The organism is Kitasatospora cinereorecta, assembly GCF_024172095.1.
GTDB classification, from domain to species: Bacteria; Actinomycetota; Actinomycetes; order Streptomycetales; family Streptomycetaceae; genus Kitasatospora; species Kitasatospora cinereorecta.
In genome coordinates this window covers 90,001-109,718 of sequence record NZ_JAMZDX010000001.1, presented here as the reverse complement: position 1 = coordinate 109,718, position 19,718 = coordinate 90,001, and the positions used below count along the sequence as shown (strand labels likewise).

The following is a 19,718-nucleotide window of genomic DNA, read 5'->3' as shown; positions in this document are numbered from 1 at the left end:
GTCTGGGACGGCCTGGGACGGCCGTCGGATCATCGGATCGTCAGATCGCCATGCCGTACACAATGGTGAACAGGGTGCCCAGGGATCCGATGATGAACACGCCGGTCAGTCCCGCGATGATCAGTCCCTTGCCCTGCTCCGCGCTGAAGGTGTCCCGCATGGCGGTGGCACCGATCCGCTGCTTGGCCGCGCCCCACACCGCGATCGCCAGACACCCGAGGATGGCGACGGCCATGATGACCTCGACCATCACCCGGGCCTCGGAGCCGAGGCTGGCGAACGGCCCCCAGTCCGGGGCGATTCCACCGATGATGGTGTCGATGTTGGCCTTCTTGGGCGGGTCCTCGGCGAGGTACCCGACGACCCTGCTGTCCACGCTGCTCAGCTTCATTTCATCTCACCGCCCGATCAGGCAAATTCAAGGCCCCGGAGCACGGTCGAGCGAAGGGGCAGGTCCTATTCTTGGCCAGATCTGATGTCGACTTGGCTACTTCTCGCGGATTGGTCGTGAGGAAAGGGGCACGTACGACAGGATGTCCACGGAACGAAGGATACTGGTCACTCTCTGTATCTCTGATCATTGCACTGGGCGACGCCGTACTGAACACTGGCGCTGACGCTTCGTCGGGATGGTGCTGATGGTACTCCGCAGGAGGGCGGCCGCCGCGGGTGCGGCGGCGGTTGTGACGGTCGGGTTCACCGCCCTGATCGCGCTCGGCACCTATGCGGCGAGCGGGGTCCCGCGACAGTCGGGCAACCACCCGGGGCTGTCCGGCGGGACGGTGCCGGCCGCGTACCGCCCGCTGATCGAGAAGTGGGGCGCACTGTGCCCCGAGATCTCGGCGCCGATGCTGGCCGCGCAGCTGTACCAGGAGAGCGGGTTCGACCCGCAGGCGAAGAGCCCGGCGGAGGCCTACGGGATGGCGCAGTTCCTGGAGGCCACCTGGGCGAAATACGGGACGGACGGCAACGGCGACGGCAAGCGGGACATCTGGGACCCGTCGGACGCCATCGCCTCGGCCGCGACCTACGACTGCGCGCTGGCCCGGGACGTCGCCCAGGTGCCCGGCGACCGGCAGGCCAACATGCTGGCCGCCTACAACGCCGGGCCGTACGCGGTGATCGACAACCACGGGGTGCCGCCGTACCGGGAGACCCAGGGGTACGTGAAGAACATCCAGGCGCTCGCCCGGAGCTTCACCGCGCCGAGCACCGGGGTGGTGATCGGGCTGTCGCGGCAGGCCGCCGGGGCGATCTACTACGCCCAGACCAAGCTGGGCACCGACTACCTGTGGGGCGGCGAGGGCCTGCCCTCGCAGAACGGGCGGTTCGACTGCTCGGGCCTCACCCAGGCCGCGTACGACAGCGTGGGCATCAAGCTGCCCCGGGTGGCCAACGACCAGTGGTACGCGGGCGAGCACCCCTCCCGGGACCAGCTCCGCCCGGGCGACCTGGTGTTCTTCGCCACCGACCTGAACGATCCGCGGTCGATCCACCACGTGGGCATCTACGTGGGCGGCGGGTACATGATCGACGCCCCGCACACCGGGGCGAAGATCCGGTACGACACGATCGACCAGCGGGACTACATCGGCGCCACCCGGGTGACCCCGGACGGGGCCGAGGCGCTGCCGGTGCGCGGCACGGACGGTTCGATCACCGCTGGACAGGTCCCGACCGGGGCCGGCCAGGCGGCGGCCGGGGCGAGCCCGACCGCGCCCTCCGGTCAAGGCCCGGCAAAGAGCTGACCGCCCGTCGGCTCGACGTGTGCATGCCGCGTGGATGCCCAGTCAAGTTTCCATAACAGGGCTCTTCCGTGGAACCCTGAGCTGCGCCGATGACGTTGTGTCCGGTGACGAACGGACACCGCAGGACTGACAGGGAGGTGCGGCGTGTCGACGCTGCTCGCCGACACGGGCAACCCCGACCTCGGTCTGCTCCAGGCCGTGAACGGCCTGGCTGCGGGCGCCCCGCACTGGGTGGACTCGCTGGTCTCCTGGGTGGGCGAGTACGGCATCCTGCTGGGCCTGGCCGCGCTCTGCCTGACCGCCTGGCTGCAGGCCCGGCGCAGACCCGACGCGCCGGTGGCGGTGGCCGGGCTGATCTGGGCCCCGGTGGCGGTGGCCCTGGCCGAGCTGGCCAACCTGCCGATCTCGGCGATCGTCGACCGGCCGCGCCCCTTCGTCGACCACCCCGAGCTGGTGGTGCTGGTGGAGGGCAAGGAGGGCACCCTCTCCTTCGTCAGCGACCACTCCACGATGTCGATGGGCATCGCGGTCGGCCTGCTGCTGGTGAACCGGCGGCTCGGCCTGCTGGCCGGCGTCCTGGCGCTGCTGCAGGGTTTCTGTCGGATGTTCATGGGCGTGCACTACCCGACCGATGTGATCGGCGGTTATGCGCTGGCCACCGCCGTGGTGCTGCTGCTGGCCCCGATCGCGATGGCCGTGCTGGTGCCCTTCTGCCACGCGCTGACCCGGACGGCGCTGGCGCCGCTGGTGGTCGCCCGGGGGAGCCGGTCCGGACGCGCCGAGACCCGCCGCCGCCGACGCGGTACGGCCGCCCCCGCCCCGGCGCCCGAGGAGCCGGCCGCCGAACGCGACCTGGCCGCCTGACGCTCCCTGCGGTTCCCGGCGGAGCGGCGGTCCCTGCGGTCCTGGCGGACCCGGCCGACTGGACGCACCGGCCCGCGGGCTGACGAGAGCTCAGTCGAAGGGGCCCGGGTCGGCGAGATGCTCCTCGGCGTCCCGGCGGGCGCGGTCCCGGGAGCGGCGGCCGGGCGCGAACCAGCCGCAACTGCAGCCCGCGAAGCAGAACGAGCCGCGCTCCTCCACGACCACCCGGTGGACGGTCGGCGACGCGGCACCGGCGCGGGCCGGCGGCTCGGTGTACACCCCCTCACGGTAGCCCGTTCGGGTGCGGGCGCGAAACGCCGTCCGCGCGCCCGCTCGGCCCTACCCCGGCGTAACCTCCCCGGCCCCGGCTCGTTGGGCTGACAAGAGCTCTGCCCATCCGGGGTGGCTGCTTGCCGGGCACCGGGGCCCGAGGGGGTTTGTCGAGAAGTGAAGAAGCTGAATCAGGCCGCCGCCGTCACCGTGCTCGCCGCCGCGCTGAGTTTCGCGCTGACCGGCTGCTCGGGCGGAGGCCACACGGCGCAGGGCGCCTCCGCGGACCAACTGGCCGCCGATCCGGTGACCGCGGTCCGCAACGCCGCCGACATCACCGGGCGGACCGGCTCGGTGCACGCCAGGACCGAGCTGACCACGGAGTCCGCCGACAAGAAGGCGGTCTTCAACGGCAGCGGCGGGTACGACTACGTGAAGCGGCTGGGCCGGCTGGAGATCGACGTGCCGCCCGGTGCCGCCACCACGGGCAAGATCACCGAGGTGGTCCTGCCCGGCACCGTCTACCTGCAGAACAGCGGTGCCAAGATCCCCGAGGGCAAGTGGGTGAAGCTGGACGTCCGCCAACTGCCCGACGGCAACCTGGTCTCCAGCGGCGCCACCGACCCGGCCTCCGCCGCGGGCGCGCTGCGCGGTGTGCAGAGCGCCGAGCTGATCGGCTCGGAGACCGTCGACGGTGTGGAGCTCAAGCACTACAAGGGCACCCTCGACCTGGCGAAGGCCGCCGACGCCACCGGCGGCCGCGGGGCCGACAGCCTGCGGATGGGCGCCCAGACCTTCACGGTCAAGGAGGTCCCGTACGAGGCCTGGCTGGACGCCCAGGGGCGGCTGCACAAGGTGGTGGAGACCTTCAGCTTCGCCGGGGTGGCCGGTTCGAAGGCGGCCAAGGACCAGGTGAAGGTGGTCTCGGTGACCTCGCTGGCCGACTTCGGCAAGCCGGTGGACGCCGCGGAGCCGGCCGCCGCGGACATCTACGCGATGAAGGCCTCGGCCCCCGCCAAGTAGCGCGCGGGACTCTCGGCGGCGGCGGCCCCACCCGTTTGGCCGGGCAGAGATGACCCGTCCGTGCCATGTGGCCGGGCTCGCCGCTGCCTAGGCTGGACGGGCGGGGCTGCCGTCCTGGCCGGCAGGTGGCGCTGAAGGGGTGGTGCAGGTGGCGTCCGGGGAGAGCCGTGCAGGTGCAGGCGGCCACGACGAGACCGCGCTCGACGAGATCGAGCTGGCGGGCGAGCTGATGATCGCCGCCTCCGCCAGCAGTGACGAGCGGCTCGGGGCCGAGGAGATCGACGAGGTGCTGCTCGACCGCCGCGAGGCGGACCGCGGCCGAGCGGACTGGAGCTGAGCGGACTGGCGCTGAGCGGTCCTCAGGAGCGTGGCGGTCCCTCACAGGAGCGCGGTGGTCCCGCTCAGGAGCGCAAGAGTCTGCCGATGGCGGCGGTGGCCTCGGCCACCTTGGCGTCCAGTTCGGCGCCGCCCTCCTCGGCGGCAGCCGCCACGCAGTGCCGCAGGTGCTCCTCGAGCAGGGACAGCGCGAAGGCCTGAAGGGCCTTGGTGGAGGCGGAGACCTGGGTCAGGATGTCGATGCAGTAGACGTCCTCGTCGACCATCCGCTGGAGTCCGCGGATCTGGCCCTCGATCCGGCGCAGGCGCTTGAGGTGCGCCTCCTTCTCCGAGCTGTAACCGTGCGGGCCTGCCTGGGTGCTCCGGGTGTCCGGGCTGTCCTGGGTGTCGATCGTGGTCATCCGGCCCGCCTCGTGTCTCGGTGCTCGCCCCTGCTCGACCTCATTTTCCAACACGCGTGCCCGCCGGGCTGTTCCCCCTTCCGGGCGTCAGGTGATGGATCCCCGTGCACGGGGGGAGCAAACCGCGGGACCTTGGGCCAGACTGGTGCACCGCGCCCTCACCCCGTTTGGGCAGTTCGAACAGCTTGCGCCTAGCATCGTTCAGTCCTTACCCCGCACATCGGAGACATCCGTGCGTTTTAGCCTGACCCCGAAGGAGACCAGCTTCTACGACATGTTCGCCGCCGCGGCGGAGAACCTGGTCGTCGGATCGAAGCTCCTGCTGGAGCTGCTGGGATCGGACGTGTCGACCCGTGCGGAGATCGTCGAGCGCATGCGCGCCGCCGAGCACGCCGGTGACGACACCACCCATGCGATCTTCCATCAGCTGAACTCGTCCTTCATCACGCCGTTCGACCGCGAGGACATCTACTCCCTCGCGTCGTCGCTGGACGACATCATGGACTTCATGGAGGAGGCCGTCGACCTGGTCGTCCTCTACGACATCGAGACCCTCCCGAAGGGCATCGAGCAGCAGATCGAGGTGCTGGCGCGGGCCGCCGAGCTGACCGCCGAGGCGATGCCGCACCTGCGGTCGATGGAGAACCTGACCGAGTACTGGATCGAGGTCAACCGGCTGGAGAACCAGGCCGACCAGATCCACCGCAAGCTGCTGGCGCACCTGTTCTCCGGACAGTACGACGCGATCGAGGTGCTCAAGCTGAAGCAGGTCGTCGACGTCCTCGAGGAGGCGGCGGACGCGTTCGAGCACGTTGCGAACACGGTGGAGACCATCGCGGTCAAGGAGTCCTGACCTCAGTGGACACCGCAGCACTGATCGCCGTCATCGGCGTGGCCTTTTTCTTCACGTACACCAACGGTTTCCACGACTCGGCGAACGCGATCGCCACCTCGGTCTCCACCCGGGCGCTCACCCCGCGGGCGGCGCTGGCGATGGCCGCGGTGATGAACCTGGCCGGCGCCTTCCTCGGCAGCGGGGTGGCCAAGACCGTCTCCCAGGGCATCATCGAGACGCCCTCCGGGTCGCAGGGCATGGGGATCCTGTTCGCGGCGCTGACCGGCGCGATCACCTGGAACCTGGTCACCTGGTACTTCGGCCTGCCGTCCTCCTCCTCGCACGCCCTGTTCGGCGGCCTGGTGGGCGCGGCGCTGGCCGGGGGCACCGAGGTGATCTGGAGCGGCGTCATCGACAAGATCATCATCCCGATGGTGGTCTCGCCGGTGGTCGGCCTGATCGGCGGTTTCCTGGTGATGCTGGCGATCCTGTGGATCTTCCGGCGGGCCAACCCGCACCGGGCCAAGCGCAACTTCCGGGTCGCCCAGACCGCCTCGGCGGCGGCGATGGCACTGGCGCACGGTCTGCAGGACGCGCAGAAGACGATGGGCATCGTGGTGATGGCGCTGGTGATCTCCGGCACCCAGGCCACCTACGACATCCCGATCTGGGTGAAGGTCTCCTGCGCGGCCATGCTGTCGCTGGGCACCTACGCGGGCGGCTGGCGGATCATGCGGACGCTCGGCCGCAAGATCATCGAGTTGGACCCGCCGCAGGGCTTCGCCGCCGAGGCCACCGCCTCGACGGTCATGTACATCACGTCGTTCGTCTACGCGGCGCCGATCTCCACCACCCACGTGATCACCTCGGCGATCATGGGTGTGGGCGCCACCAAGCGGGTCCGCGCGGTCCGTTGGGGCGTGGCCAAGAACATCGTGCTCGGCTGGTTCATCACCATGCCGGCCGCGGCGATCGTCGCCGCGATCATGTACTGGATCATCGCGCTGATCTTCGGCCTCTGACCGCAGGCGCCCGCCTGACCGCGGGCGCCCGTCGGTCCCAAAAGGCAAGGGCCCGCCCCCCACAGCACGGGGGGCGGGCCCTTTCTGGCTCCGCGGCGGCACCGCCATGCAGCGCCGCGGAGCAGTACAGGGGTTTAGCCGAAGCGGCCGGAGATGTAGTCCTCGGTCGCCTGGACGGACGGGTTGGAGAAGATCCGCTGGGTGTCGTCCAGCTCGATCAGCCGGCCCGGCTGGCCGACGCCGGCCAGGTTGAAGAAGGCGGTGCGGTCGGAGACGCGGGCCGCCTGCTGCATGTTGTGGGTCACGATCACGATCGTGTACTGGGACTTCAGCTCGCCGATCAGGTCCTCGATGGCGAGGGTGGAGATCGGGTCGAGGGCGGAGCAGGGCTCGTCCATCAGCAGCACCTGGGGCTCGACCGCGATCGCGCGGGCGATGCACAGACGCTGCTGCTGGCCGCCGGAGAGGCCCGCGCCGGGCTTGCTCAGCCGGTCCTTGACCTCGTTCCACAGGTTGGCGCCCTTGAGGGACTTCTCCACCACGCCGTCCAGCACGGACTTCTTCTTCACGCCCGCGAGCCGCAGGCCGGCGACCACGTTGTCGTAGATCGACATGGTCGGGAAGGGGTTGGGGCGCTGGAACACCATGCCGACCGCGCGGCGGACCGCGACCGGGTCGACGCCGGAGCCGTACAGGTTCTCGTCGTCCAGCATCACCTTGCCCTCGACCCGGGCGCCGGGGATCACCTCGTGCATCCGGTTGAGGGTGCGCAGGAAGGTGGACTTGCCGCAGCCGGAGGGGCCGATGAAGGCGGTCACCGAGCGGGGCTCGACGGTCATCGAGATGTCCTCGATGGCCTTGGTGGTGCCGTAGTAGGCCGACAGTCCGCTGACGTCGATGCGCTTGGCCATGATCTTTCGTCTTCTCTCGTCTGTTCGTACGTCAGTCGGTGTCAGTGCCCGGACTTGGGCGAGCGCCAGCGGGCGATCCCTCGTGCCACGAGGTTGAGCGCCATCACGAAGGCGATCAGGACCAGCGCGGCACCCCAGGCCCGCTGGTAGCCGAAGTCGTTGTTGACCATCGAGTACTGCTGCCAGATGTAGAGCGGCAGCGACTGCTGAGGGTTGTTGAACGGGTCGTTGTTGATGACGTCGGAGCCGAACACCAGCATCATCACCGGGGCGGTCTCACCGGTGATGCGGGCGACCGCCAGCATCACACCGGTGGTGATACCGCCGACGGCCGTCGGGAGGACGATCCGCAGGATGGTCTTCCACTTCGGCACACCGAGCGCGTACGAGGCCTCACGGAGCTCGTTCGGGACGAGCTTGAGCATCTCCTCGGTGGAGCGGACCACGACCGGCATCATCAGGATGGCCAGCGCGAGGCTGCCGGAGAAGCCGGAGTAGCCGAAGCCCAGGACGATGTTCCAGAGCGAGAGGATGAACAGACCGGCGACGACGGACGGGATGCCCGTCATGACGTCGACGAAGAAGGTGACCGCCTTGGCGAGCCGGCCGCGGCCGTACTCCACCAGGTAGACGGCGGTGAGCAGGCCGATCGGGGCGGCGATCAAGGTCGCCAGCAGAACCTGCTGCAGGGTGCCGATGATCGCGTGGTAGATGCCGCCGTCCGGAGTGGTGGAGGCGACCACGCCCTTCATCGAGTGGGTCAGGAAGTTGCCGTTGATCGCGGCGATGCCCTGCTGGACCGTGTAGAAGGTCAGCGCGGCGAGCGGGACGACGGCCAGGATGAAGGCGACCCACACCAGCGAGGTGGCGAAGCGGTCCTTGGCCTGTCGGCGGCCCTCGACCTTGGCGGCCACGGCGTAGCTGACGGCCACGAACAGCAGCGCGGAGATCAGGCCCCACTGGAGGTGGCTCTTCAGGCCGGCTGCGGCGCCGATGCCGCAGCCGAGCGCGATCGACAGCACGGTGACGGCGACCGGGGCCCACTTGGGCAGTCGGCCGTTGGTCAGCGACTGCCGCAGCTGCGGGGCCGGAGCGGTGGTCATGGTGCTCATGCGTTGGCCCCCGAGTACTCCTTGCGGCGGGCGATGATCAGTCGGGCCACGCCGTTCACCACCAGGGTGATCACGAACAGGACGAGGCCGGAGGCCATCAGGGCGTCGCGGCCGAAGGGCTGCGCCTCGTTGAACTTCAGGGCGATGTTCTGGGCGAAGGTGCCGCCGCCCGGGTCGAGCAGGTGCAGCGACAGGACGCTGTTGGTGGAGAGCACGGTGGCCACGGCGATGGTCTCGCCGAGGGCGCGGCCGAGGCCGAGCATCGAGGCCGAGATGATGCCGGGGCGGCCGAAGGGCAGCACGGCGGTGCGGACCATCTCCCAGCGGGTGGCGCCGAGGGCGAGGGCCGCTTCCTCGTGCATCCGCGGGACCTGGCGGAAGACCTCGCGGGTGACCGCGGTGATGATCGGCAGGACCATGATCGCCAGCAGCACGCCGACGGTGAACAGGGTGCGCGGCGGGACCCCCGACTTGCTCTGGTCGAAGATGTACGTCCAGCCCAGGTACTGGTCCATCCAGCGGGTCAGACCGTCCATGTGCGGGACCAGGAAGAGCACGCCCCACAGGCCGTAGACGATGGACGGGACCGCGGCCAGCAGGTCCACCAGGTAGGCGAAGGGCTGGGCGATCCGGCGCGGCGCGTAGTGCGAGATGAACAGGGCGATGCCGACCGCGACCGGCACCGCGATGATCATCGCGATCAGCGCGGAGACCAGGGTGCCGAAGGCCAGCACGGCGATGCCGAACTTGGGATGGGCGGCGTCCGGTGTCCACTCGAAGGTGGTGAGGAAGTTGCCCTGGTTCTTGGACAGGGCGATCCCGGAACGGTAGGCCAGGAAGCCCGCGATGGCGGCCATGACGGCCAGCAGCAGGATGCCCGAGCCCCGGGAGAGGTTGAAGAACACGGCGTCACCGAGGCGGCTGTCGCCCCGGCGTCGGCGGACCCTGCCCTCGGAGGTGGCAGGGGGTGATGAAGTCATGATCGTTTACTCCGGTCTGGCGGCGCAGCCCCGTGGAGGGCGGCACCTGGCGGCGGTGCCCCGGACGGTCGTTGTTCTGATGTCGGTGAGACGTGCGGCCGGGCGGCCCCGCCCCCCTCCTTCGGGGGCCGCCCGGCCGGGCTCAGGGTCAGGCGAGCGCGGCGACCGTGCTCTGGACCTTGGCGGCCAGGTCCTTCGGCAGCGGGACGTAGCCCGTGGCGCCGATGGCCTGCTGGCCGGCGTCGCTGGCGGTGTAGGCCAGGAAGGACTTCAGCAGCTCCAGGCCGTCCGCCTTGTTGCCCTTGTCGCAGACGATCTCGTAGGTGACCAGGGTGAGCGGGTAGGCGCCCTCTTCCTTGGTCGTGTAGTCGATGGTCAGCGCCAGGTCGGCACCGGTACCGGCCGGCTTGGCGGTGGCCAGGGTGGTGGCGGCGTTGGCGGCGGTCGCCTCGACCGGCTTGGAGGCGCCGGTCGCGATGGAGGCGCTGTTCAGCTTGTTGGTCTGGGCGAAGGAGAGCTCGACGTAGCTGATCGAGTTCTTGACCTGCTTCACCTGGGCCGCGACACCGGCGGAGCCGTTCGCGGACTGGCCGCCCTGGCCGGCCCAGGTCTTGGCGGACGGGTACTTCCAGGCGCCGTTGCCGGCCTTGGACAGGTACTTGGTCAGGTTGTCGGTGGTGCCGGAGTCGTCCGAGCGGTGGATCGCCTGGATGTCGGCGGCCGGCAGGGTCACGCCCGGGTTCAGGGCGGCGATGGCCGGGTCGTTCCACTTGGTGATCTGCGAGTCGAAGATCTTCGCCAGGGTCGGGGCGTCGAGGACCAGCTTGTCCACGCCGTCGACGTTGAAGACGATCGAGATCAGGCCGCCGACCATCGGGACGTTGATGCCCTGGCCGCCGGTGCAGACCTGCTTCGAGGCGTCGACCTCGGCCGGCTTGAGGGCCGAGTCGGAGCCGGCGAAGGCGACCTTGCCCTGGTTGAACTGCTGGACACCGGCGCCGGAGCCGCCACCGCCGTAGGTGATGGTGGTGCCGTTGCAGGCGGCGCTGTAGGCGGCCTTCCAGACGTCGATCGCGTTGGCCTGCGCGGTGGAACCGGCAGCGAGGAGCTGGCCGCCCTTGGCACAGGCGATGGCGGCCTTGGAGGCGGAGGCGGAGGCGCCACCGGTGCCACCGGACGAGTTGTCGTCGGTGCCGCACGCGGCGAGCGACAGCGTGCTGACGAGCGCCACGGCACCGATGGCGAGGGCCTTGGAGCGGCCGTTCCGCTGGAGCTTCACAGGGTTGTCCCTTTCTGAGCGGGGCCCTTCCGGCCCTCCGGTAGTCCCGAAGTTAGGCACGGCAGGTGACGCATCAGGCGGACGCAAGTGAACGGACAGTGAACCTCGGACGGATGTCAGGAATCCCGGGACGGTAGTAACGGTTGCGTCACGGCAAGGGCGCGGAGCGATCAACGGCCCGGCTCAGCGCCCCAACTGCTCCAACAGCGCGTCCACCAGCACCCGGTCGCGCACGTGCGACAGCCGCTCCCTCGCCTTCCGCGGCGGCAGCCACTCCAGCAGGTCCACCTCCCGGTTCGGCCGGAACGCCCCGCCGACCGGCACCGCCGACCAGTACCGGACCTCCTTCGGCCGCCCCTGCGCGAGGTAGTGCTGGGCCGGCAGCTCCGCCCCCAGCACGCAGTTCATCCCGGTCTCCTCGCGGACCTCGCGCACCGCCGCCGCCCGCCAGCCCTCCCCGGGCTCCAACTTGCCCTTCGGCAGGCTCCAGTCGTCGTACTTCGGCCGGTGGATCAGCGCGATCCTGGGCTTCTTCCACCCCCGGCCGTTCTTCTTCGGCGGCCCCGGCACCCACAGCACCGCCCCGGCCGCCAGCACGGTCGGCCCGAGGTGCAGACGCTCTCCCAAGATCAAGCCTTCCGTGGTGCCGGCGGACCCTCCCAACCGCCCAGGCCGGGGGCGAGGCCGGGCCACTGCTGCCCGAAGGCGTACCTCGCCGCCTCCACCTCGAGTCGTTGATCAGCATGCACCACGCCGAGCACGTACGCCGTCGCCGGGGTGATCCGCGGCGTCCGCGCCGCCGTCGCCGCCGTCACCGCCGCGTCCGCCGCCTCCTGGTGCCGCCCCAGCACCCGGTCGAGACCGTCCAGCTCCGGCACCGGCGCACCGCACACCTCCAGCGCGTACCGGGCCCGCTTCAGCAGGATCCGGGCCCGCAGCCACGGCGCGTCGTCCGCCGCCACCGCCGTCTCCGCGTCCGCCACCGGCCCCCGGACGTCCGCCGCCGTCCCCAGCCGGTGCAGCCCGCCCCCGCCGTACGGCACCGCCGCCCGCTGCAGCGGCAGCCGCTCCGCCCCCGCCGACAGCGCCGCCAGAGCCGCCCCCGCCCGGGGCAGCAGCGCCTCGGCCGGCGCCGACGCCTCCCCGTCCAGCAGCGGCACGTCGCCCGACAGCAGCGTCATCCGGTCGGCCAGCGCGTGCAGCCGGGCCGAGCGCAACTCCTGCAGCAACACCGTGTGCACCCGGGTCCGAGCCAGGGTCAGCTGCCGGTCCAGCAGCGCCCGCGCCTTCGGCGCCCCCGCGTGCCCGGCCAGCATCCCCGGCCCCGCCGGATCGGTGTCCGCCAGCGAGTCCAGCGCCGCCAGCAGCCGCGTCGACCGCCGCTGGTACGCCGGCTCCTGGGCGAGCAGGTTGAGCAGCCAGCGCAGCTCCGTCCGCGACTCCTGCGCCCACGCCGGGTCGAACGCCGCCCCGAAGGTGTGCAGCGCACCGCCCACCCGGCGCACCGACCGCAGCAGGTCGTCCGCGGCCGCCGCCGACGCCGGAAGCGCACCCGGTCTGGACCCCGCCTCGCCCACTGCCTGGGGCAGCGCGCGCAGGAACGCGCCCGCCTGGGCGGTCAGGTACCCGGCCAGCACCTCCCCCACGGAGGTCGCAGACTCTGCAGGCGCCACCGGTGCCGTCGTCGGCGCATCGGTCATGGCTGTGGCTCTCCCCGATTTCGTCCCGGGACCCCACTGCCCCGGGCCTGAAGGCCCGCGCCGGTCGCACGCCGGCGCGGGCTGCGCGTCACCCCGCCTAGCGGGCGGCCGACGCGATGCGGTTGCGGCGACGCGAATCGATCAGCAGGTCCTGGACGTGCCGCAGCGGGCGGCCCTCGGCGTCCTGCGAGTGCCGGGTCCACGAACCGTCCGGCCCCAGGTGCCAGGAGTCGGTCTCGTCCGACACCCCCAGGTCCAGCAGGCCGGACAGCTCCGCCCGCTGCGCCGGATCGGCCACCCGTACCAGCGCCTCGATCCGCCGGTCCAGGTTGCGGTGCATCATGTCGGCGCTGCCGATCCACACCTCCGGATCGCCGCCGTTGCCGAACACGAACACCCGCGAGTGCTCCAGGAAGCGGCCCAGGATCGAGCGCACCCGGATGTTCTCGCTCAGTCCCTGCACCCCCGGCCGGATCGCACAGATGCCGCGCACCCACACGTCCACCGGCACCCCGGCCTGCGAGGCCCGGTACAGCGCGTCGATGACGACCTCGTCGACGATCGAGTTGACCTTGAGCTTCACGTACGCCGGACGGCCCGCCCGGTGGTGCGCGATCTCCCCGTTGATCCGCGACAGCAGCCCGTCCCGCAGCCCGCGCGGCGCGGTCAGCAGCCGGCGGTAGGACTCCCGGCGGCTGTAGCCGGACAGCCGGTTGAACAGGTCGCTCAGGTCCGCCCCCACCTGCGGGTCGCTGGTCAGCAGCCCCAGGTCCTCGTACAGCCGCGCCGTCTTCGGGTGGTAGTTGCCGGTGCCGACGTGCGAGTACCGCCGCAGTGTCTCGCCCTCCTGCCGGACCACCAGCGACAGCTTGCAGTGCGTCTTCAGCCCGATCAGGCCGTAGACCACGTGGCAGCCGGCCTCCTCCAGCTTGCGGGCCCACTTGATGTTGGCCTGCTCGTCGAAGCGCGCCTTGATCTCGACCAGCACCAGCACCTGCTTGCCGGACTCGGCCGCGTCGATCAGCGCGTCCACGATCGGCGAGTCGCCCGAGGTCCGGTACAGCGTCTGCTTGATCGCCAGCACGTGCGGGTCGGCCGCCGCCTGCTCCAGGAAGGCCTGCACCGAGGTCGAGAAGGAGTCGTACGGGTGGTGCAGCAGCACGTCCCGCTCGCGCATCGCCGCGAAGATGTCCGGCTGGGACGCCGACTCGACGTCGGTCAGCCCGCGCGCGGTGCCCGCCACGAACTTCGGGTACTTCAGCTCCGGCCGGTCCAGGTCCGCGATCCCGAACAGACCGGTCAGGTCCAGCGGCCCCGGCAGCGGGAAGACCTCAGCCTCGGTGATGTTCAGCTCGCGCACCAGCAGGTCGAGGATGTAGGGGTCGATCGACTCCTCCACCTCGAGCCGCACCGGCGGGCCGAACCGGCGCCGCATGAGCTCCTTCTCCAGCGCCTTGAGGATGTTCTCGGTGTCGTCCTCCTCCACCTCCAGGTCCTCGTTGCGGGTGACCCGGAAGGCGTGGTGGGCGAGCACCTCCATCCCCGGGAAGAGCTCCTCCAGGTGCGCCCCCATCACGTCCTCCAGCGGCACGTACCGCTGCGGCGACGCCTCCAGGAACCGGGACAGCGACTGCGGAACCTTCACCCGGGCGAAGTGCTTGTGCCCGGAGACCGGGTTGCGCACCACCACGGCGAGGTTCAACGACAGACCCGATATGTACGGGAACGGGTGCGCCGGATCGACCGCCAACGGCGTCAGCACCGGGAAGATCTGCTGGCGGAACAGCGTGTGCAGGCGCACCTGCTCCTTCTCCGCCAACTCCGGCCAGCGGACCAGCTCGATCCCCTCGGCCGCCAGGTCCGGCAGCACCTCCTGTTGGAAGGTCGCCGCGTGCCGCGCCATCAGCTCCCGCGAACGGCGCCAGATCAGGTCCAGCACCTCGCGCGGCTGCAGGCCGGACGCGCTGCGCTGGGCCACCCCGGTGGCGATCCGCCGCTTCAGCCCGGCCACCCGGACCATGAAGAACTCGTCCAGGTTGGACGCGAAGATCGCCAGGAACTTGGCCCGCTCCAGCAGCGGGATCTCCGGGTCCTCCGCCAGCTCCAGCACCCGCTCGTTGAACGCCAGCCAGCTGCGCTCGCGGTCCAGGAACCGGCCCTGCGGCAGCTCCGCCTCGGCCGCCTGGGCGCCGCCCTGGGCTCCCGACCCGGCGGCCGGCTGACCGTCCGCGGCAGCCAGCCCGAGAGCTGCCGACACGGCGGCCGGCAGGGCGGTGGTGGCCGCGGCGGGGGCGGCCGTACCGGTGCCCTCCGGAGCGCCCTCGACCGCGGCCTCGGTCCCGGCCGCCGGCTTCACGGCGGACTTCGCCGGCGACTTCACCGCCGGCTTGGCGGCCGAACGGGTGGACGACCTGGCCTTGGTACCGCCGGCGCGCGGCGTGCCGCCGGCGCGGCCGGACTTCGCATCGGCCTTCTCGGCCGACTCGGAGACGGGGCGCGGGATGCTCATCGGTTCCAGCTCCTCCTGCGGGGCACGGTCCGGGCGGGGCGAAGGTCGCGGACCGTCCGCCGCGTCCTCGTCGCCCCACCCCCAAGCGAACCCGCCCGGCGCGGTCGGCGCCAGGCCGGCCACGAGGCGAGGAGCCCGGGGACGGGGCAATACGGACGTCATCCTGTGATCTTCGCGGCGTCAATTGAATCCACGGTAAACACCGCATGGCCAGGAGGAAAGCTGACGCGGTCACCCCTGTGGCTGAATGCGGACAGGGCTTCCGTCCGGCTCACACCACCTGGACCCGGTACATCAGGTCCACCTCGTGGATGGTGAATCCCAACCGTTCATATACCCGCACCGCGGCCGGATTGTCGGCATCGACATAGAGAAGTACGGTCGCCAGCTTCCGGTCCAGGATCAGGTGCCGCAGACCCGTCGCGGTCAGCGCCCGCCCCAGCCCGCTGCCCTGCTCCGACGGCGCCACCCCCACCACGTACACCTCGCCCAGGCCCTCCGGGTGGACCTTCGTCCAGTGGAAGCCCACCAGCTGCCCGTCCCGGTCCGCCAGGAAGAACCCCGCCGGATCGAACCACGGCTCCGCGAGCCGGTCCGCCAGGTCCGCCCGCGTCCACGAGCCCTGCTCCGGGTGGTGCGCGAACGCCGCAGCGTTCAGCGCCAGCCACGCCTCGTCGTCCTCCCCCGGCCGGAAGGTCCGCAGCGTCACACCGGCCGGCAACGGCTGCTCCTCGGGAGCGTCCGCCGTTCGCCGCATCTGCCGCAGCTCCCGGACCAGCTCCGCCCCGTACGACTGCGCCAGGTGCCGCGCCGCAGGGTGACCGCCGTGCGACCAGAAGTCCACGGCGCCGCCCGCCTCGCGGAGGACCGCATCCACCAGCGCACGGCCGTGACCGGCACCGCGGTGGGCGGGGTGGACGGTGAGCTCGACCGTGCTCCTGCCTCCGCCCTCGCTCTCGCCGGCTTCGATCTGCGCGTACCCGAGCGGGCTGCCCGTCGCAGTCTGGATCAGGTGCCGGACCCCGGCCCGCGGGTCGTCCGCCCGCAGCCGGAGCCGACCCGCCTCCGACACCGCCTCCCGGCCGTCCGCCTCCACCGCGGCGGCGAGAACCGCCCGGGCCGCCGCCAACTGCTCGGCGCTCAGGCTGTCGGTGACGTCGATCCCGCTGGGGGCGTCCGCTGACACAGTCTCAGAGATGTCCATGACGCCGACCCTATGCCGAAGCCCGCGGCTTGCGGAGGCCGCCCACCTGTAACCGGGCCCGGAAATGCGAAAAGCCCCTCCCGGTCTCCCCGGGAGGGGCTATTTCTGAAGAATTGTTCGGCGGCGTCCTACTCTCCCACAGGGTCCCCCCTGCAGTACCATCGGCGCTGTGAGGCTTAGCTTCCGGGTTCGGAATGTAACCGGGCGTTTCCCTCACGCTATGACCACCGAAACACTATGAAACTGTCGACCCGCCGGCAGGGCGGTCGTTGTTTCAGAACAACACAGTGGACGCGAGCAACTGAGGACAAGCCCTCGGCCTATTAGTACCGGTCAACTCCACCCCTCACGAGGCTTCCATATCCGGCCTATCAACCCAGTCGTCTACTGGGAGCCTTACCCTCTCAAGGAGGTGGGAGTGCTCATCTCGAAGCAGGCTTCCCGCTTAGATGCTTTCAGCGGTTATCCCTCCCGAACGTAGCCAACCAGCCATGCCCTTGGCAGAACAACTGGCACACCAGAGGTTCGTCCGTCCCGGTCCTCTCGTACTAGGGACAGCCCTTCTCAACACTCCTACGCGCACAGCGGATAGGGACCGAACTGTCTCACGACGTTCTAAACCCAGCTCGCGTACCGCTTTAATGGGCGAACAGCCCAACCCTTGGGACCTACTCCAGCCCCAGGATGCGACGAGCCGACATCGAGGTGCCAAACCATCCCGTCGATATGGACTCTTGGGGAAGATCAGCCTGTTATCCCCGGGGTACCTTTTATCCGTTGAGCGACGGCGCTTCCACAAGCCACCGCCGGATCACTAGTCCCTACTTTCGTACCTGCTCGACCCGTCAGTCTCACAGTCAAGCTCCCTTGTGCACTTACACTCAACACCTGATTGCCAACCAGGCTGAGGGAACCTTTGGGCGCCTCCGTTACTCTTTAGGAGGCAACCGCCCCAGTTAAACTACCCACCAGACACTGTCCCTGATCCGGATCACGGACCCAGGTTAGACATCCAGCACGACCAGAGTGGTATTTCAACGTCGACTCCACGACAACTGGCGTTGCCGCTTCACAGTCTCCCACCTATCCTACACAAGCCGAACCGAACACCAATATCAAGCTATAGTAAAGGTCCCGGGGTCTTTCCGTCCTGCTGCGCGAAACGAGCATCTTTACTCGTAATGCAATTTCACCGGGCCTGTGGTTGAGACAGTCGAGAAGTCGTTACGCCATTCGTGCAGGTCGGAACTTACCCGACAAGGAATTTCGCTACCTTAGGATGGTTATAGTTACCACCGCCGTTTACTGGCGCTTAAGTTCTCAGCTTCGCCACGACGAATCGTGACTAACCGGTCCCCTTAACGTTCCAGCACCGGGCAGGCGTCAGTCCGTATACATCGCCTTACGGCTTCGCACGGACCTGTGTTTTTAGTAAACAGTCGCTTCTCGCTGGTCTCTGCGGCCACCACCAGCTCGGGGAGCAAGTCCCGTCACCAGCAATGGCCCCCCTTCTCCCGAAGTTACGGGGGCATTTTGCCGAGTTCCTTAACCACAGTTCACCCGAACGCCTCGGTATTCTCTACCTGACCACCTGAGTCGGTTTGGGGTACGGGCCGCCATGAAACTCGCTAGAGGCTTTTCTCGACAGCATAGGATCATCCACTTCACCACAATCGGCTCGGCATCAGGTCTCAGACTATGTGAACGGCGGATTTGCCTACCGTTCGTCCTACACCCTTACCCCGGGACTACCACCGCCCGGGCTGGACTACCTTCCTGCGTCACCCCATCGCTCACCTAATACCCCGTTGGGTCACCGGCTCCACCACGTCCCTTTGTCCGAAGACTCCGGGCCGGCTTCACGGGCTTAGCATCAGAGGGTTCAGCGTTGGCGCTTCAAAGCGGGTACGGGAATATCAACCCGTTGTCCATCGACTACGCCTGTCGGCCTCGCCTTAGGTCCCGACTTACCCTGGGCAGATCAGCTTGACCCAGGAACCCTTGGTCAATCGGCGCAAGAGTTTCCCACTCTTGTATCGCTACTCATGCCTGCATTCTCACTCGTGAACCGTCCACAACTCGATTCCTCGGCTGCTTCACCCGGCACACGACGCTCCCCTACCCATCACAGCGGGCGTTGGCCCTATTGCTGCAATGACACGACTTCGGTGATGTGCTTGAGCCCCGCTACATTGTCGGCGCGGAATCACTTGACCAGTGAGCTATTACGCACTCTTTCAAGGGTGGCTGCTTCTAAGCCAACCTCCTGGTTGTCTCTGCGACTCCACATCCTTTCCCACTTAGCACACGCTTGGGGACCTTAGTCGGTGTTCTGGGCTGTTTCCCTCTCGACCATGGAGCTTATCCCCCACAGTCTCACTGCCGCGCTCTCACTTACCGGCATTCGGAGTTTGGCTAAGGTCAGTAACCCGGTGAGGCCCATCGCCTATCCAGTGCTCTACCTCCGGCAAGAAACACGCGACGCTGCACCTAAATGCATTTCGGGGAGAACCAGCTATCACGGAGTTTGATTGGCCTTTCACCCCTAACCACAGGTCATCCCCCAGGTTTTCAACCCTGGTGGGTTCGGTCCTCCACGCGGTCTTACCCGCGCTTCAACCTGCCCATGGCTAGATCACTCCGCTTCGGGTCTTGGGCATGCAACTCAAACGCCCTATTCGGACTCGCTTTCGCTACGGCTACCCCACACGGGTTAACCTCGCTACACACCGCAAACTCGCAGGCTCATTCTTCAAAAGGCACGCAGTCACAGCCCCGAAGGACTGCCCCCACGGCTTGTAGGCACACGGTTTCAGGTACTATTTCACTCCGCTCCCGCGGTACTTTTCACCATTCCCTCACGGTACTATCCGCTATCGGTCACCAGGGAATATTTAGGCTTAGCGGGTGGTCCCGCCAGATTCACACGGGATTTCTCGGGCCCCGTGCTACTTGGGAAATGAGCAAGCAAGCCGTACAGATTTCGTCTACGGGGGTCTTACCCTCTACGCCGGACCTTTCGCATGTCCTTCGACTATCCATACGGTTTCTGACTCGCCGACCGGCCGGCAGACCGATCAAGCTCACTCCCACGACCCCCAAGTGGCAACCCCTGCCGGGTCTCACACCACTCGGGTTTAGCCTCATCCGGTTTCGCTCGCCACTACTCCCGGAATCACGGTTGTTTTCTCTTCCTGCGGGTACTGAGATGTTTCACTTCCCCGCGTTCCCTCCACATACCCTATGTGTTCAGGTATGGGTGACAGCCCATGACGACTGCCGGGTTTCCCCATTCGGACACCCCCGGATCAAAGCTCGGTTGACAGCTCCCCGGGGCCTATCGCGGCCTCCCACGTCCTTCATCGGTTCCTGGTGCCAAGGCATCCACCGTGCGCCCTTAAAAACTTGGCCACAGATGCTCGCGTCCACTGTGCAGTTCTCAAACAACGACCAGACACCCACCCGAACAGGCATGGGACCGGCACTCCATGAGGCAACTTCCGTTCCCTCAGGACCCAACAACG

17 protein-coding genes and 2 rRNA genes are annotated in these 19,718 nt (G+C 68.7%); 6 read left to right on the top strand and 13 right to left on the bottom strand.

Translation table 11 applies throughout. The features are described from left to right. Window positions 1-40 precede the first annotated feature (40 nt). A complete protein-coding gene (locus FHR36_RS00560; RefSeq protein ID WP_253792733.1) occupies window positions 41-391 on the bottom strand; it encodes a DUF8827 family protein in 351 nt (116 codons plus the stop codon). A gap of 247 nt (window positions 392-638) precedes the next feature. Between FHR36_RS00560 and FHR36_RS00555 the strand changes: the two genes are divergently transcribed. After that, window positions 639-1,748, top strand: a complete 1,110-nt coding sequence (locus FHR36_RS00555; RefSeq protein WP_253792732.1) for a C40 family peptidase — start codon at window positions 639-641, stop codon at window positions 1,746-1,748. A 144-nt stretch (window positions 1,749-1,892) separates the two neighbouring features. Beyond that, on the top strand, window positions 1,893-2,612 hold the full coding sequence (locus FHR36_RS00550; RefSeq protein ID WP_253792731.1) for a phosphatase PAP2 family protein: 720 nt from the start codon (window positions 1,893-1,895) through the stop codon (window positions 2,610-2,612). A gap of 90 nt (window positions 2,613-2,702) precedes the next feature. Here FHR36_RS00550 and FHR36_RS00545 read toward each other — a convergent pair whose 3' ends face one another. After that, window positions 2,703-2,891, bottom strand: a complete 189-nt coding sequence (locus FHR36_RS00545; protein WP_253794820.1) for a hypothetical protein — start codon at window positions 2,889-2,891, stop codon at window positions 2,703-2,705. Window positions 2,892-3,059: 168 nt separating this feature from the next. Here FHR36_RS00545 and FHR36_RS00540 point away from each other — a divergent pair, with 168 nt between their 5' ends. Together FHR36_RS00540 and FHR36_RS00535 are read left to right on the top strand one after the other, a co-directional pair. Further along, window positions 3,060-3,905 (top strand): SCO4651 family lipoprotein, encoded by an 846-nt coding sequence (locus FHR36_RS00540; RefSeq protein WP_253792730.1) that lies wholly within the window; start codon window positions 3,060-3,062, stop codon window positions 3,903-3,905. Window positions 3,906-4,053: 148 nt separating this feature from the next. Next, window positions 4,054-4,242 (top strand): hypothetical protein, encoded by a 189-nt coding sequence (locus tag FHR36_RS00535; protein WP_253792729.1) that lies wholly within the window; start codon window positions 4,054-4,056, stop codon window positions 4,240-4,242. Window positions 4,243-4,306: 64 nt separating this feature from the next. Here FHR36_RS00535 and FHR36_RS00530 read toward each other — a convergent pair whose 3' ends face one another. Continuing rightward, window positions 4,307-4,642 carry a metal-sensitive transcriptional regulator gene (locus FHR36_RS00530; protein WP_253792728.1) on the bottom strand — a complete coding sequence of 112 codons (336 nt, stop codon included), beginning with the start codon at window positions 4,640-4,642 and terminating at the stop codon, window positions 4,307-4,309. Between the two features lie 232 nt (window positions 4,643-4,874). Here FHR36_RS00530 and FHR36_RS00525 point away from each other — a divergent pair, with 232 nt between their 5' ends. After that, entirely contained in the window at window positions 4,875-5,495 is a 621-nt protein-coding gene (locus FHR36_RS00525; RefSeq protein WP_253792727.1) for a DUF47 domain-containing protein, read from the top strand. A gap of 5 nt (window positions 5,496-5,500) precedes the next feature. Beyond that, window positions 5,501-6,499 (top strand): inorganic phosphate transporter, encoded by a 999-nt coding sequence (locus tag FHR36_RS00520; protein WP_253792726.1) that lies wholly within the window; start codon window positions 5,501-5,503, stop codon window positions 6,497-6,499. Window positions 6,500-6,633: 134 nt separating this feature from the next. Here the strand turns inward: FHR36_RS00520 and pstB are convergent, their stop codons facing one another. The 10 genes from pstB to FHR36_RS00470 form a co-directional block, all read right to left on the bottom strand. Then, a complete protein-coding gene (gene pstB, locus FHR36_RS00515; protein WP_253792725.1) occupies window positions 6,634-7,410 on the bottom strand; it encodes a phosphate ABC transporter ATP-binding protein PstB in 777 nt (258 codons plus the stop codon). 41 nt (window positions 7,411-7,451) lie between these two features. Then, window positions 7,452-8,522 carry a phosphate ABC transporter permease PstA gene (pstA, locus tag FHR36_RS00510; protein ID WP_253792724.1) on the bottom strand — a complete coding sequence of 357 codons (1,071 nt, stop codon included), beginning with the start codon at window positions 8,520-8,522 and terminating at the stop codon, window positions 7,452-7,454. Then, window positions 8,519-9,502: a phosphate ABC transporter permease subunit PstC gene (gene pstC / locus FHR36_RS00505; RefSeq protein ID WP_253792723.1), complete on the bottom strand. Its 984-nt coding sequence runs from the start codon at window positions 9,500-9,502 to the stop codon at window positions 8,519-8,521. Before pstC ends, pstA begins: the two co-directional genes overlap by 4 nt. 148 nt (window positions 9,503-9,650) lie before the next feature. After that, window positions 9,651-10,781 carry a phosphate ABC transporter substrate-binding protein PstS gene (pstS, locus tag FHR36_RS00500; RefSeq protein WP_253792722.1) on the bottom strand — a complete coding sequence of 377 codons (1,131 nt, stop codon included), beginning with the start codon at window positions 10,779-10,781 and terminating at the stop codon, window positions 9,651-9,653. A gap of 183 nt (window positions 10,782-10,964) precedes the next feature. After that, window positions 10,965-11,408, bottom strand: a complete 444-nt coding sequence (locus FHR36_RS00495; protein ID WP_407660770.1) for an NUDIX hydrolase — start codon at window positions 11,406-11,408, stop codon at window positions 10,965-10,967. Between the two features lie 2 nt (window positions 11,409-11,410). Then, window positions 11,411-12,427, bottom strand: a complete 1,017-nt coding sequence (locus tag FHR36_RS00490) for a CHAD domain-containing protein (RefSeq protein ID WP_253792721.1) — start codon at window positions 12,425-12,427, stop codon at window positions 11,411-11,413. 151 nt (window positions 12,428-12,578) lie between these two features. Next, window positions 12,579-14,990: an RNA degradosome polyphosphate kinase gene (locus tag FHR36_RS00485; RefSeq protein ID WP_253792720.1), complete on the bottom strand. Its 2,412-nt coding sequence runs from the start codon at window positions 14,988-14,990 to the stop codon at window positions 12,579-12,581. 271 nt (window positions 14,991-15,261) lie between these two features. Next, the gene (gene mshD / locus FHR36_RS00480) at window positions 15,262-16,194 is read right to left on the bottom strand and encodes a mycothiol synthase (RefSeq protein ID WP_253792719.1); all 933 of its coding nucleotides are present in this window, start codon (window positions 16,192-16,194) and stop codon (window positions 15,262-15,264) included. 115 nt (window positions 16,195-16,309) lie between these two features. Continuing rightward, window positions 16,310-16,426, bottom strand: a 5S ribosomal RNA gene (gene rrf / locus FHR36_RS00475). A gap of 71 nt (window positions 16,427-16,497) precedes the next feature. After that, window positions 16,498-19,605 (bottom strand): 23S ribosomal RNA (locus FHR36_RS00470). Window positions 19,606-19,718 lie beyond the last annotated feature (113 nt).